This window comes from Mesorhizobium loti (genome assembly GCA_014189435.1).
GTDB classification, from domain to species: Bacteria; Pseudomonadota; Alphaproteobacteria; order Rhizobiales; family Rhizobiaceae; genus Mesorhizobium; species Mesorhizobium loti_G.
In genome coordinates, this window is record CP050293.1 from 1356639 (window position 1) to 1369776 (window position 13138).

The window sequence follows — 13138 nt, forward strand, 5'->3', positions numbered from 1 at the left end:
GGAAGCAAGACATGAGCGAAGAACTGTCCGGAAAAGTTGCCGCCGTCACCGGCGCGGCATCAGGCATCGGTCTCGAATGCGCCAGATACATGCTGGCGGCCGGCGCCACCGTGGTGCTGGTCGATCGTGCCGAGGCGACGCTGAATACACTGTGTGCCGAGCTCGGCCCCAAGGCGATCCCGCTGGTGATCGACCTGATGCAGCCGGCAAGCGTCGCCAGCATGATGCCGCAAATTCTGGAGAAGACCGGCCAGCTCGATATCTTCCATGCCAATGCCGGCGCCTATGTCGGCGGCGAGGTGGCGACCGGCGATCCCGATGCCTGGGACCGGATGCTCAACCTCAACATCAATGCCTGCTTCCGCTCGATACAGGCGGTGCTGCCGCACATGATCGAACGCAAGACCGGCGACATCATCGTCACCAGTTCGATCGCCGGGCTGGTTCCGGTGGTCTGGGAGCCGATCTACACGGCCTCCAAGCACGCCGTGCAGGCCTTCGTCCACACGGTGCGCCGGCAGGTCGCCAAGCACGGCCTGCGCGTCGGCGCGGTGGCGCCCGGCCCGGTGGTGACGGCGCTGGTCAGCGACTGGCCGAAGGCGAAGCTCGAGGAAGAGCTCGCCGCCGGCGGCCTGATGCAGCCGCGCGAGGTGGCCGAGGCTGTCATGTTCATGCTGACCCGCCCGCGCAATGTGACGATACGGGATCTGGTGATTTTACCGCAGAGCAATGATTTGTGAGGCAGTAGGGAATAGGCAGTAGGGCAGTAGGGCAGTAGGGCAGTAGGTGGACATCGTCCCGCAGTCCAATTGCCGGGTCAGACTCCATTCGGTATTTCTCTACTGCCTACTGCCTACTGCCTACTGCCTATTCGCCCAGCTTGAGAGAATGAAACTATGCCGCATTTCTATCTCGGCATCGACGTCGGCACTGGCAGCGCGCGGGCCGGAGTGTTCGACCACACGGGAAACCTGCTTGCCTCCGCCAAGCAGGACATCGAGGTCTGGCGCGAGGCCGGCGACATTGTCGAGCAGTCGAGCAACGACATCTGGCGGGCGGTGTGCACGGCCACGCGTGAAGCGGTCGCTCAATCGGGCGTGGCACCCGAGGCCATCGCCGGCATTGGTTTCGACGCCACCTGTTCGCTGGTGGTGCTGGGCGAGGGCGGTGTGCCTTTGCCGGTCAGCAAATCGGGAAATCCCGAACGCAACATCATCGTCTGGATGGATCATCGCGCAGTCGAGCAGACGCGCCGCATCAACCGCAGCGGCGAGGCGGTGCTGAATTATGTCGGCGGCGTCATCTCGCCAGAGATGGAAACGCCGAAACTCCTGTGGCTGGCGGAAAACCTGCCCGCCACCTTCAATGCCGCCTGGCAGTTCATGGACCTTGCCGACTTCCTCACCTGGCGGGCGACCGGCAGCCTTGCCCGTTCGGTCTGCACGGTGACCTGCAAATGGACCTATCTCGCGCATGAAAGCCGCTGGGACGAGACGTATTTCCGCAAGATCGGCCTCAGCGCGCTGGCCGACGAGGGGTTCGCGCGCATCGGCACCGAGATCGTGCCGGCCGGTGCCGCACTCGGCAGCGGATTGACCGCGCAGGCGGCGTCGGACCTCGGCCTTGTCCCCGGCACGGCGGTGGCGGCCGGGCTGATCGACGCGCATGCCGGCGGTGTCGGCACGGTCGGCGCGCGCGGCGATTTCGGCAGCGTTTTGTCGCGCATGGCCTATGTCTTCGGCACCTCGGCCTGCACCATGTCGTCGACCGCCGAGCCTGCCTTCGTCGACGGCGTCTGGGGTCCGTATTTCTCGGCCATGGTGCCGGGCCTGTGGTTGAACGAGGGCGGCCAGTCGGCGGCGGGCGCGGCCATCGACCATCTGGTGCGTATGCACCCTGCAGCCGGCGAAGCGGCGGCCAAGGCGCAAGCCGAGGGGCTCAGCCTCAGCGCCTGGCTGTCGCTACAGGCGCAAAGCCGCAACGGGGCCGCGTCGACGCCGGCGCTGGTCGGCGGCATGCATGTCGTGCCGGAGTTTCTCGGCAACCGCGCGCCTTTCGCCGATCCGGACGCGCGTGCGCTGATTGCCGGGCTCGATCTCGACACCAGCCTCGACAGCCTGGTCGGGCTCTATGTCGCCGGGGTTTGCGGGCTAGGCTACGGCGCGCGCCAGATCGTGCGGGCCGAGCATGACAAGGGCATTCCGGTCGACACCATCGTCGTCAGCGGCGGCGCCGGCCAAAGCCCGCTGGTGCGCCAGTTGCTTGCCGACACGACAGGCATGGTGGTGGTGGCGTCGACCTCGCCGGAGCCGGTGCTGCTCGGCTCGGCGATGCTGGGTGCGGTCGCCGCCGCGACCTACAAGGATCTGGTGACGGCGATGGCCGGCATGTCGGAACTCGGCGAGGTTTATCATCCCAATGCCGCGCTGGCGGACTGGCACGCCAAGCGGTTCGCCGCGTTCGAGCTGCTGCAGCAAACCGGCAAGGCGATCCGAGGCTGAGACAAGCGGCTCCTGTCTGCTTTGTCAGGAGTGTGGCGAGCACCGCTTGGCGGTTTGGCCGGAAGCTGGCAGCTTTGTTCCGTCGCGACGACGGTAGGCGGCAGGAGCAGGAGGCCTGATGGCAGACGACAAATCGCCAGTGCCATTCGCATCGGACAGCGTGCCGTGGACCGAATGGTCCGATGTGCCGCGCTTCGGTGTGCGCTACCGGCATCTGTCGCAGGCCGCGCTTGGTGAGAATTACCATGTCGGCGTGGCGATCGAGGAGTTGCCGCCGGGCAAGCAGACCTCGCCGGCGCACTACCATATTTTCGAGGAAGAGCATGTCTTCATCCTCGAGGGGGCGCTCACCGTGCAGGTCGGCGACGCCTCCTATGCCATGAAAGCCGGCGACTACATCTGCTTTCCGGCCGGTGCGGCGGCGGGGCATTGCCTGATCAACAGCAGCGACGCGCCGTGCCGCTATGTCATCGTCGGCGAGCGCAACCCAAACGACGTTGTCGTCTACACCGCCTCCAACAAGGTTCTGGTGCGCGCGCTGGGCAGCCGTGCGATCTTCGACCTCGCGGCAACCCGAAGCTACTGGGACGGCGAGAACACCGGCCTTGCCGCGGGCGACCCGCCGCCGTCGGATGTGATGGCCGGTGTCACCAAGGCAGCAGCCACTCCGATTCCGCCGGTTGCCAGCGATGCCGTTGAGTGGAAACAGGAAGGCGAGGGGGCGCGGTTCGGTGGTCAGTCCAAGCACCTAACCTATGCCGCTCTGGGGCGGCCCGACTATCATGTCGGTGTGCTGATCGAGGCGCCGGCCCCCGGCATGCGCCTGGCGCCCCGGCACTACCATATGCTGGAAGAGGAGCATGCGCTGATCCTGGAGGGGCAGGTGACGCTGCTGCTTGGCGAGGAGCGCCACGAGATGAAGGCCGGCGACTATGTCTGCTTTCCAGCCGGCCTGGCGGTCGGGCATTCCTTCCTCAACAGCGGCACGGGACCGTGCCGCTATCTGATGATCGGCGAAAAAAACCCCAACGAGGTCTGCGTCTATCCCGATTCCAACAAGATGGCGGTCGACGCCTTGCGCCGGCGCGACGGCATTTTCGACATGGCTGCGGTGAGGCGGTACTGGGACGGCGAGCAGACGGAATGAGACGCTTCAGCCGCCCCGATATCGCGCGCTGAAGCTGTTTGTCGCGATCTCATTGAACAGACTGGATGAGCCATAGGAGAGCGAGAAGGTTGGCGAGCGATGTGCCGGCCGGGCCGAAGGTTTTCATCCGATCGTCGATCGTGGCGCCTATGATGGCATCTCCAGCCTGCACAAGGATCATTATCCAGGCGATGGCCTCAAGCCACTCCGTCGAACCTGTAAAAAATGGCACGACGCTTGCGATCACCAAAGCTGAGCTGCGTGCACAGCCGTACAATGCCACTGTCCGGGCGCTGCCGGTTTCGTTCGTGACGGCGGCCAGGGAAAAACCGAGACTGACAACCGCGCTGAGAGCTGTGACCAACGCGCAAACGATGAAGGGTGCGAACATGAGAGTCCATGGCTTGTGTCAGCTACATCTTACTCGAATAGCCAGTGTGCGGAGATCAAGATTTTTCACTGCCTGCGGCCCCTTGGTTACCGTGCCGGCGCGGTCACATTCAGGATAATGTCAACCGCGCTCACAGCTCCTTCTCCGCCAACTCCCTGAATTCGTCGGGCACCGAGCGTGCCGCCTCCAGCGCCACCGTGCCGTAGCCGACCGCCTGTTTGCCGAAGCGCTCGCGGATCTTGTCGATGGCGCGGTCGGCGTCGAAGCGTGCCAGGCCTTTCCTGGTGCCGGGCCGGCGTTTCTCGTCGGCAAGGCCGAGCGGCAGTTCGAGCTGTAGCTCGATGCTTTCCTCCAGGTGCGACACCGAGACCGCCATCAGCGAGATCGTCTTCTCCTGGCGGTGGTCGGCAAGCACGCCGCGCACCAGATCGCCGGCGATCTCGGCCAGCATCGTTGTCGCCGAGATCGGCTGGTCAAGGGTGATCGAGCGCGAAACGGTGCTGAGATCGGCAAAGCGCACGCGCACCGTCACCGTGCGGCCGGGCCGCGCCTTGGCGCGCAGCCGGCTGGCGACGCGGTCGGCCAGATGCAGCAGAGTGGGCACGATGACCCGTGCGACGGCCGGCTTCTGGCCAAGGGCCGATTGTGCGCCGGCGGAATGCGCGCGGCGCTTCGTCTCCAGCTTTCGCGGGTCGCGGTTCCAGGACAGGGCGGCGAGCTTTTCGCCGGCGGCGGGACCGAGCAGCCGCGTCAGCGCGCCGCTGTGGGTCCTGGCCAGCTGGCCGATGGTCTCGACGCCGATTTCGGCCAGCCGCGCTCTGGTCGCCGGGCCGACGCCCCACATCAGTCCGACAGGCAGATCGTGCAGGAAGGCGATCTCGGTGCCGGGCTCGACGACGACCAGCCCGTCGGGCTTGGCCACCTGCGAGGCGATCTTGGCCAGATGCTTGGTGCGTGCCACGCCGATCGAGATCGGCAGGCCGAGTTCGGCCCGAACGCGGCGGCGGATGGTCGTGGCGATCTCTTGCGGCGAGCCGAACAGATGCGTGCAGCCGGCGACATCGGCAAAGGCCTCGTCGATGGAAATGCGCTCGACCAGCGGCGTGAAATCGTCGAGCACTTTTATCGCCGCGTCGCCCAGGCGCTGGTAGTGGCTGAAATTGCCGCCGACAAAGATCAGCTGCGGGCACAGCTCGCGCGCCTTGCGTCCCGGCATGCCACCACGCACGCCGAAGGCGCGGGCCTCGTAGGAGGCGGCGAGCACCACGCCACCGCCCACCGCGATCGGCTTGCCGCGCAGTGACGGGTCGAGCAGCTGCTCGACCGAGGCATAGAAGGCGTCGAGATCGGCATGCAGGATGGTGGCTGTCGTCTCCATCCGACCGCACATCCGCAGTTGCTGATAGACAGGAACAAATAGAGAACAAAAGGGGGTGATTGTCAAGCGGCGAGCGATTTGTGCAGCAAAGAGCAGTGCCGGCTCGGCTTGAGCGCCGCCACCTAGACGATATGATCGGCCCGCAGCGCCGCCTTCATCCGTTCCAGCGCCGGTTCGCCGCCGGCCGCCAGCTCGTCTGCGATGCGGGCCAGCTTGTCGTCCGCCTTGCGGTGCTTGCTGCCCCAGGCGCCGAGCGTGGCCAGCACGGGCAGAAGGTCGATGCCGGCCTCGGTCAGCCGGTAGATCGCCTTCAGCCCGTGGGTCGGATCGTCGCTTCTGGTGAGGATGCCTTCGTCCTGCAGCGTCTGCAGCCGCTCTGCCAGCGTGCGCGAGGAGATGCCTTCATCGGATTGAAGGAACTCGCGAAAATGCTTTTTCCCGGCGAAGACCAGGTCGCGGATGATGAGCAGCGTCCAGCGGTCGCCGAGCAGTTCCAGCGACAGGCTGATCGGGCAGCCGGATCGTTCACGCGTCGACATGGTTATGGTTCCATTTTTAAATCACTTTACTATTGACATCATTTTTGCCTCGCGTCAATGGTTCCAAATGTAAATCATATAACGTTGATTGCGGAGGCTCGCTGGACGCACGCTTTGAGGCAGGACAAACCGAGGAGAACGATGATGAGAAAGCTGATCCTTCAGATGCAGATGTCGGTCGACGGTTTTGTCGGCGCCAATGACGACCATCGCTGGCAGCTCTGGGAATGGGGTGACGAGAGCACCTGGGACGACGCGCTGAAGCAGGACTTCAACACCGTCTTCGCCGGCATCGACACCATATTGCTCAGCCGCAAGATGGCGCAGGAGGGCTATCTCACCCATTGGGGCAATGCGGCGAAGAAATTTCCGCGCGATCCGTTCTATGCCTTTGCGCAACGCGTCGTCGACGCCCAGAAGGTGGTGCTGAGCGACAAGCTCAAGGCTTCGGTCTGGGAGCGCACGAGGGTGGCCAGCGGCGACCTGCCGCGCGAAGTCAACGCGCTGAAGGCGGGTGAGGGCGGCGACATGGCCGTCTTCGGTGGCGCCGGTTTCGCGTCGTCGCTGATCGCTGCCGGGCTGGTCGACGAATTCCAGCTGTTCGTCAACCCGGCTGTGCTGGGGGCGGGACGCCGCATCTTCGACCAGGGCGGTTTCCAAAACTTGGCGCTGCTCGGCTCGAAGGCCTATGCCTGCGGCATGGTGGTCAACCGCTACGCGCTGGCGCGGTGAGGAAAGAGAAAATCCTGATCTGACGTATCCTTTTGATCAGCCCATCCGTCTCTGGCTTGGAAGATCGCAATCCGCGATCCGCAACCCCAGGAGAGCATCATGCCGAGCATCGAGAGCGAAGCAAACAGGAACCACTACGCGGCGATCGGCGCTAATGCCGGCAAAATGAGCCCGCAGGCGTTCGTCGAGTTCAGCGATACCAGCTGGACAGCGCTGACCGGCGAACCAGGCGGCGTCGACTATATCGAGGTGGATGTTGGCGGTGTGCCGGCGCTATGGGTCGTGCCGAAGGGCGCCGGCGAGGAGCGGGCGCTGTTTTATGCGCATGGCGGCGGCTTCCTCGGCGGCTCGATCTACACCCACCGCAAGCTGGTCGGCCATCTGGCCAAGGCCGTCGGCTGCCGGGCCTTGCTCTATGGCTATCCCCTGGCGAACCAGGGCAAGTATCCGGCCCAGCTCGAGGCGGCGATGGCATCCTGGAACTGGCTCATCGACCAGGGCTTCGACGCAAAGACGATCGCGCTAGCGGGCGATTCCTGCGGCGCGGTGCTGACCTATGGCGTCCTGCAACGGCTGCGCGCGCAAGGTCGGCCGCTGCCGGCCGCCACGCTGATGATGTCCGGCTGGTTCGACATGGCGCTGACCGCTGCCAGCTACGAAACCAACCGCGAAAAGGATCCCTTCTTCGCCAAGGGGGGCGTCGACTGGCTGGTGACCAACTTCATCGGCGACTACGACCGGCTCGATCCGGAGGTCAGCCCGCTTTATGCCGATTTGAGCGGCTTTCCGCCCGTCTTCCTGCAGGCCGGCGCCGACGAGACGCTGGTCGACGAAAGCCGCATGTTCGCCGAGCGCGCCAGGCTGGCCGGCGTCGAGACGCGGCTCGACGTCTTTGACGACATGCTGCATTCCTTCCAGATGATGGCCGGCCGGGCGCCGGAGGCCGACGACGCGATCGGCCGCTTCGCCACCTGGGTACGGCCGAGACTGGGCCTGTCAGCTACCGGTGACAAAGCTGCCGCAGACAGGGCGGCATGAGCATGCGCCGGTTGGTGTCGGGCTTCGTGCTTGTGGAAGTGCGGCACTTGCGCAATGGTGTGGTGACGCTGACCGTTATGCCGCGATGAACCAGCAGATCCGCAAATCCGTTGCACTGGAAAAGGGGATGCAGCCGCGCCTCGTCCCCGAAGGCCTGTTCGACCTGCGCTACGCAGCGTTCCTGGAGACAGTGTCGCATCTGCGCGTCAAGCTGCACCGGTACTGCGCCCGCATGACCGGTTCGGCCCTCGATGGCGAGGACATCATGCAAGAGGCGCTGTTCGAGGCCTATCGCAAGATCGAACGGCTCGACGATGCGCAGGCGCTGCGGCCCTGGCTGTTCCGGATCGCCCACAATCGTTGCATCGACTTTATCCGCAACCGCCAGGCGCGACAGCGAGCCGAGGCCGGCTATGCCGGCGACGACGTCGTGCCGCCTGTCGAGCCCGCCGGGCTGGGCGCCGGCCGTGCCATCGAGCGGCTGGTCGTGCACCTGCCGCCGAAGGAGCGCGCCTGCGTGCTGCTCAAGGATGTCTTCGACCATTCGCTTGAGGAAATCGCCGAGCTGGTCGGCTCGACATCAGGTGGCGTCAAGTCGGCGCTCAACCGCGGCCGCGCCAAGCTCGCCGCCTTGCCGGCGCAACCGGTCGCGGCACCCCTATACGACCCCGAACTGGCGCGGCTGCTCGATCGCTATGTAGAATTGTTCAACAGGCGAGACTGGGATGGGGTGCGGGCAATGGCTAGCGCCGATGCGCGGCTGCGGGTCTCGGACTGCTACAACGGCCTGCTGTCGGGCTCGCCCTACTTCGTCGAATATGAGCGCGGCGAGCCCTGGCGTATGCGGCCAGACACGATCGAAGGGGAGATCGTGCTGGTCGTCGACAGGCTGCATGGCGAGGAATGGCGGCCGGCGTATCTCGTGCGGATCCATGCCGATGGCGGCGTCATCGTCCGCATTTCCGACTATTATGCCTGCCCCTGGATACTGGATATGGTCTTCGAGGACGCGGGATGAAGCGCGGCCTTCCCTTCTCCCACAGGGGAGAAGGGAGAAACGCTCACTTCGCATCGTGAAAAATGATGCCGACGGTGTGGCGCATGCCTGAGCGCAACCGGCTGACGCCGTGGCGCAGGTTGACGCGGTAATTGCCTTTGCTTCCCTGCACCGGCCTGTTGTGGACGGCGAAGACGACAGCATCGCCCTGGCGCAGCGGCACCACCTCGACCCGGCTCTGCATGCGCGGCCGCTGTTCGGTCAGGGCGAACTCGCCGCCGGTGAAATCCTGGCCGGGTTCAGAGAGCAGGATCGCCACCTGCAGCGGGAAGGCGAGGTCGCCATAGAGGTCCTGGTGCAGGCAGTTGAAGTCGCCAGGCACATATTGCAACAGCAGCGGCGTCGGCCGCGTCTGGCCGGCGGCATGGCATTGCTCGAGAAACGCCGCATGCGTCGCGGGATAGCGCATGGCCTGCCCCATGCGCTCGTTCCACCGATTGGCGACCTCGGCCAGCCTGGGATAGAGCGCGCTGCGCAGGCCGCCCAAAAGGTCGGGCAAGGGATAGCGGAAGTAGCGGTACTCGCCCTTGCCGAAGCCGTGCCTGGCCATATGGATGTGGCTGCGGAAATGCTCTTCCTTGGCATAGAGGCCGGCGATTCGCCGGCACTCTTCGGGCGAGAGCAGCTTCTCGATCACCGCGCAGCCGAAGCCGTCGAGTTCGGTGGCAAGGGTTGGCCAGTCGTAGGCGGCGACGCGTGTCTGAGCGGCTTCGACCACCGATGTGGCAATTTTGGCATGGGCATTCATATCGCAGCCTCCTTGTTAAGCAGGGCGCGCTTGCGTTCGACGCCCCAGCGATAGCCGGCCAGCGTGCCATCGGCGCGAACAACGCGGTGGCAGGGAATGCCGAGCGCAATCGCATTGGCCGCACAGGCGGTAGCCACGGCACGGGCGCCGGTCGGCTGACCGAGACGACGGGCCAGTGCGGTGTAGGTGATGGTGGCGCCACACGGGATGGCGCGCAGAACGGCCCAAACCTGTTGCTGGAATGGCGTGCCGTGGCGCATGTCGAGCGGCAGGTCGAGGCCAGCGCCGGGCGTCTCGATGAAGCGCGCGATAGCCGCGAGATCGTCGCGCAGGGCGGCCTCGTCCTCGACCAGCATCTTGCCGGGGAAGCGGTTGGCGAGGTCCTGCTCCAGCGCCTCGGCGTCCGAGCCGATCAGGATGGCGCAGACGCCGATGTGGCTGCGCGCCGCCAGGATCTTGCCGAGCGGAGATTCGCCGATGGCGTAGGCTACGGTGTCGAGGGCGTTGTGGACGGTCGCCGGTGCCGCCATTTGAGTCTGTATAAGGTTCATTGCCTTCACTCCTTTGTCTGTGCCTGAACCCTAGCCACGTGCCGGCCGTGTCTCACTCCGGTGCTTGCTTTCAAATTCGAATCTCCAAGGCAGGTGCTCTACGGCGCCCCCCTCTGTCCTGCCGGACATCTCCCCCACGGGTGGGGAGATCGGCCGTCACGACGGCCTTCGCCAATCTTCAACGTTGCAAGAAGAGAGCCGGCGCCAGAACTGCCAATCTCCCCCTCGTGGGGGAGATGTCCGGCAGGACAGAGGGGGCGCCGTAGAGCGCTGATTTGGATCATTCGCATTTCGGTCAAGCACACTCATGCCACACGCGTGACCGACACCTCGCCAAGCACAAACACCTCGCCATTCAGCAGCCGCAGTTCGATCTCGCCGGTGGCGGTGTGGTTCCACTCGGCTTTACCCTCATCGACAAGTTCGCCTATGGCGGCCATGACCTTGGACTTCGCCTCTTGGGCGCGGTTGCTGGCGGCGGTGATGCGGGCTGTCCCATCGGTGACGCTGTCATGAGACCTTGCCATCGCGCGCATTGCCGGTCCTCGTCAGGCCCGCACCGACCGGTTGGCATGGTCGGACGCTGCCTCGCGGTCGAGCAGCGCGCGTTTGCGCTCCGCACCCCAGGCGTAGCCGGACAGGGCGCCATCCTTGCGGATCACGCGATGGCAGGGAATGGCGACGGCAAGGCTGTTGGCGGCGCAGGCGGCGGCGATGGCGCGGGTCTCATTCGGCGCGCCGATGCGTTGCGCGATCTCGGCATAGGAAACCGTGCGGCCGACGGGAATGTCCTGCAGGGCCTGCCAGACGCGCTGCTGGAAGGCGGTGCCGCGCACGTCGAGCGGTAGGTCGAGGCCGAGCGCCGGCACTTCCACGAAACCGACGACGCGGGCGACCAACGCCTCATAGTCGCGGTCGCCGCCGATGAGCCGTGCCTTGGGGAAACGGTCCTGGAGGTCGCGCACCAGCGCGTCGGGATCGTCGCCGAGCAGGATCGAGGCGACGCCCTTTGGCTCGACGCGACCAGGATGGCGCCGAGCGAGGATTCGCCGACGGCAAAGCGGATCTCTTCATGGGCGCCGCCGGCGCGATAGCGTGTCGGCGTCATGCCGAGCATGCCGGTCGATTTCTCGTAGAAACGCCCGCTCGAATTGAAGCCGGCGTCGTAGATCGCCGTCGTGACGCTGGCGCCGTCTTCCAGGCCCTGGCGGACCCTGGCGGCGCGGTGCGCTGCGGCATAGTCCTTCGGCGTCAGCCCGGTGACGGCCTTGAAGATGCGGTGGAAATAACCGGCGCTGCGGCCGGCGGCATCAGCCAACTCTCCAAGCGACGGTTCTTCCTCGCTCTGTTCGATCCTGCGGCAGGCATCGGCGACCATCGCCGCATTGCCGGCCTCGAGCGACGGACCATCCGGATTGCAGCGCCGGCACGGGCGAAAGCCGGTCGCCCTGGCCTGATCCAGCGTGCCGTGCAACTGCACATTCCCCGGGTTGGCGCGCCGCGACGGGCAGGAGGGCCGGCAATAGACACCGGTCGTCGCCACCGAATACCAGAATTCGCCGTCGGCCGATTTGTCGCGCGCAACAATGCGCCCCCAGCGCGGATCATCGGCGACTTGCAGCGGCGTGGATTTCAGATTTTTCGCCAGGGTGATGAACATGGCCGGCATTGAAGCCGCTGGAAGAAGGCCCCGCCACCCGTTTCCTGACAACCTCCCGCCGGTTCTCCTACGCCGCGCGCTTGGGCTCCACCGCAAACGGGCTGAGCCCAAGCCAGGTCTGCATCTTCCTGCCGATGGCCTGGTCGCCGGTCAGGGCAACCTTCGCGCCGGCCTTCTCGACGGTCAGCAATCCCATCCAGATCGCCGTCATCGTGTGCAGGTCGGTCGAGACGTAAAGGTCGACATCGAAGCCCGGATCGTACCAGCACAGATCGACCTCGCCGTGCTTCTCGACGATCAGCCACCACGACCGTTTGGACGCCGGTAGGTCCTGATACAGGAATTGTATCACCGTGCGTCCCTCGGGCAGCGGCGAGGGGTTCAAATTGCGCCGCATGTCCCACATCAGCAACGACGGATCGAGGTTCTTGAGCGATAGCCGGGACTCGACCCATTTCTGTCCCCAGAAGCCCATCGCCTCGACGACCGGGCGCAAGTCTCGGCCGGCTTCCGTCAGCCGATACTCGAATATCCCTTTTTCGCCCGGCACTTCCTTGCGCTCGACGATGCCGGCCAGTTCAAGTTCCTTCAGCCGTTGCGACAGAAGGGTCGGCGACATTTTGGGGACGCCGCGGCGCAGGTCGTTGAAGCGGGTCGAACCCGCCACCAGTTCGCGCATCAGCACCATCGTCCAGCGCGTGCACAGAACCTCGGCGGCCATCGATAGCGGACAGAACTGTTTGTATCCGTGCTGGGTCATGATCTGTGTCCCTCCCTCGAAACTGGGCCGAACATTAGGCCTTCATGAATGAAGCAGCCAGTACGGAAACTGTACTGCCCCAGTACAGATCGCGGACTGGTTGGCGAGCGCCTTGCCATGCGAGCCCTTTGGCCGGTTGCACGGGATATCCCTGTGCGCCGCAACCAGGAGACTACCATGACCGCTTACGTTATCGCAGACATCAAGATAAACGACCCACAGTGGGTGCCGGCCTACGCCGCATCGGTGCATGACCTCGTCCACAAGCATGGCGGCAGGTATCTGTCGCGCAGCGGCAATGTGAAGACGCTTGAAGGCAAGCCGCTCGACACCACGCTGATTGCCCTGATGGCGTTCCCGTCGGAAGCGGCGGCCCGTGCCTTCACCAGCGATCCGGCCTATGCGCCCTTCGTTTCGGCCCGTCAGGGCGGCAGCGACAGCCGTTTCCAGATGATCGACAACACCGATCTGGCCGGAACGATCCCGTATCTGCCGAAGGGATGACCGGCATCCCTGGCATCGTTTTCGGGATCTCCAAGCAACAACAGCCACAGCGCTTGCCTGCCGGGCCTCCGTATTTTCGGCGGCCGGCCAGCTGTGCTTTTTCAAGAAGAATGGAATGAAGATGATATTGAA

The 13138-nt window shown here is 65.0% G+C and carries 14 protein-coding genes and 1 pseudogene; 7 read left to right on the plus strand and 8 right to left on the minus strand.

Going from position 1 to position 13138, the window contains the following annotated elements; all coding sequences use genetic code 11:
• Positions 1 to 11 precede the first annotated feature (11 nt).
• The 3 genes from HB777_06560 to HB777_06570 all read left to right on the plus strand — a co-directional run bounded on the left by HB777_06560 (position 12) and on the right by HB777_06570 (position 3648).
• Positions 12 to 740 (plus strand): SDR family oxidoreductase, encoded by a 729-nt coding sequence (locus HB777_06560; protein ID QND63598.1) that lies wholly within the window; start codon positions 12 to 14, stop codon positions 738 to 740.
• A 156-nt stretch (positions 741 to 896) separates the two neighbouring features.
• Positions 897 to 2501, plus strand: a complete 1605-nt coding sequence (locus tag HB777_06565; protein QND63599.1) for an FGGY-family carbohydrate kinase — start codon at positions 897 to 899, stop codon at positions 2499 to 2501.
• A gap of 118 nt (positions 2502 to 2619) precedes the next feature.
• A complete protein-coding gene (locus HB777_06570; GenBank protein ID QND63600.1) occupies positions 2620 to 3648 on the plus strand; it encodes a cupin domain-containing protein in 1029 nt (342 codons plus the stop codon).
• A 49-nt stretch (positions 3649 to 3697) separates the two neighbouring features.
• Here HB777_06570 and HB777_06575 read toward each other — a convergent pair whose 3' ends face one another.
• The 3 genes from HB777_06575 to HB777_06585 form a co-directional block, all read right to left on the minus strand.
• Complete coding sequence (locus HB777_06575) at positions 3698 to 3925, minus strand: hypothetical protein (GenBank protein ID QND68686.1); 228 nt, start codon at positions 3923 to 3925, stop codon at positions 3698 to 3700.
• 244 nt (positions 3926 to 4169) lie between these two features.
• A complete protein-coding gene (dinB, locus tag HB777_06580) occupies positions 4170 to 5417 on the minus strand; it encodes a DNA polymerase IV (GenBank protein QND63601.1) in 1248 nt (415 codons plus the stop codon).
• Positions 5418 to 5539: 122 nt separating this feature from the next.
• Positions 5540 to 5956, minus strand: a complete 417-nt coding sequence (locus HB777_06585; protein ID QND63602.1) for a helix-turn-helix transcriptional regulator — start codon at positions 5954 to 5956, stop codon at positions 5540 to 5542.
• Between the two features lie 144 nt (positions 5957 to 6100).
• On the opposite strand from HB777_06585, the gene HB777_06590 reads away from it, so the two are divergent.
• From HB777_06590 to HB777_06600, 3 genes are all read left to right on the plus strand, one after another.
• Positions 6101 to 6688 carry a dihydrofolate reductase family protein gene (locus HB777_06590; GenBank protein ID QND63603.1) on the plus strand — a complete coding sequence of 196 codons (588 nt, stop codon included), beginning with the start codon at positions 6101 to 6103 and terminating at the stop codon, positions 6686 to 6688.
• A gap of 99 nt (positions 6689 to 6787) precedes the next feature.
• On the plus strand, positions 6788 to 7726 hold the full coding sequence (locus tag HB777_06595) for an alpha/beta hydrolase (GenBank protein QND63604.1): 939 nt from the start codon (positions 6788 to 6790) through the stop codon (positions 7724 to 7726).
• A gap of 85 nt (positions 7727 to 7811) precedes the next feature.
• On the plus strand, positions 7812 to 8744 hold the full coding sequence (locus tag HB777_06600; GenBank protein QND63605.1) for a sigma-70 family RNA polymerase sigma factor: 933 nt from the start codon (positions 7812 to 7814) through the stop codon (positions 8742 to 8744).
• A gap of 43 nt (positions 8745 to 8787) precedes the next feature.
• Here HB777_06600 and HB777_06605 read toward each other — a convergent pair whose 3' ends face one another.
• The 5 genes and pseudogenes from HB777_06605 to HB777_06625 form a co-directional block, all read right to left on the minus strand.
• On the minus strand, positions 8788 to 9531 hold the full coding sequence (locus tag HB777_06605) for a 2OG-Fe(II) oxygenase (GenBank protein QND63606.1): 744 nt from the start codon (positions 9529 to 9531) through the stop codon (positions 8788 to 8790).
• Positions 9528 to 10082 carry a methylated-DNA--[protein]-cysteine S-methyltransferase gene (locus HB777_06610; GenBank protein QND63607.1) on the minus strand — a complete coding sequence of 185 codons (555 nt, stop codon included), beginning with the start codon at positions 10080 to 10082 and terminating at the stop codon, positions 9528 to 9530. Before HB777_06610 ends, HB777_06605 begins: the two co-directional genes overlap by 4 nt.
• 305 nt (positions 10083 to 10387) lie before the next feature.
• Positions 10388 to 10618: a hypothetical protein gene (locus HB777_06615; GenBank protein QND63608.1), complete on the minus strand. Its 231-nt coding sequence runs from the start codon at positions 10616 to 10618 to the stop codon at positions 10388 to 10390.
• Positions 10619 to 10630: 12 nt separating this feature from the next.
• Positions 10631 to 11742, minus strand: a pseudogene (gene ada / locus HB777_06620) (bifunctional DNA-binding transcriptional regulator/O6-methylguanine-DNA methyltransferase Ada).
• A gap of 67 nt (positions 11743 to 11809) precedes the next feature.
• Entirely contained in the window at positions 11810 to 12502 is a 693-nt protein-coding gene (locus HB777_06625) for a helix-turn-helix transcriptional regulator (GenBank protein QND63609.1), read from the minus strand.
• 177 nt (positions 12503 to 12679) lie between these two features.
• On the opposite strand from HB777_06625, the gene HB777_06630 reads away from it, so the two are divergent.
• The gene (locus HB777_06630) at positions 12680 to 13006 is read left to right on the plus strand and encodes a DUF1330 domain-containing protein (GenBank protein ID QND63610.1); all 327 of its coding nucleotides are present in this window, start codon (positions 12680 to 12682) and stop codon (positions 13004 to 13006) included.
• Positions 13007 to 13138: the final 132 nt, after the last annotated feature.

Coding starts and splice junctions, on each gene's coding strand:
- HB777_06560 (QND63598.1), top strand. CDS start 12: ATGAGCGAAGAACTGTCCGGAAAAGTTGCCGCCGTCACCGGCGCGGCA.
- HB777_06565 (QND63599.1), top strand. CDS start 897: ATGCCGCATTTCTATCTCGGCATCGACGTCGGCACTGGCAGCGCGCGG.
- HB777_06570 (QND63600.1), top strand. CDS start 2,620: ATGGCAGACGACAAATCGCCAGTGCCATTCGCATCGGACAGCGTGCCG.
- dinB (QND63601.1), bottom strand. CDS start 5,417: ATGGAGACGACAGCCACCATCCTGCATGCCGATCTCGACGCCTTCTAT.
- HB777_06585 (QND63602.1), bottom strand. CDS start 5,956: ATGTCGACGCGTGAACGATCCGGCTGCCCGATCAGCCTGTCGCTGGAA.
- HB777_06590 (QND63603.1), top strand. CDS start 6,101: ATGAGAAAGCTGATCCTTCAGATGCAGATGTCGGTCGACGGTTTTGTC.
- HB777_06595 (QND63604.1), top strand. CDS start 6,788: ATGCCGAGCATCGAGAGCGAAGCAAACAGGAACCACTACGCGGCGATC.
- HB777_06600 (QND63605.1), top strand. CDS start 7,812: ATGAACCAGCAGATCCGCAAATCCGTTGCACTGGAAAAGGGGATGCAG.
- HB777_06605 (QND63606.1), bottom strand. CDS start 9,531: ATGAATGCCCATGCCAAAATTGCCACATCGGTGGTCGAAGCCGCTCAG.
- HB777_06610 (QND63607.1), bottom strand. CDS start 10,082: ATGAACCTTATACAGACTCAAATGGCGGCACCGGCGACCGTCCACAAC.
- HB777_06615 (QND63608.1), bottom strand. CDS start 10,618: ATGCGCGCGATGGCAAGGTCTCATGACAGCGTCACCGATGGGACAGCC.
- HB777_06625 (QND63609.1), bottom strand. CDS start 12,502: ATGACCCAGCACGGATACAAACAGTTCTGTCCGCTATCGATGGCCGCC.
- HB777_06630 (QND63610.1), top strand. CDS start 12,680: ATGACCGCTTACGTTATCGCAGACATCAAGATAAACGACCCACAGTGG.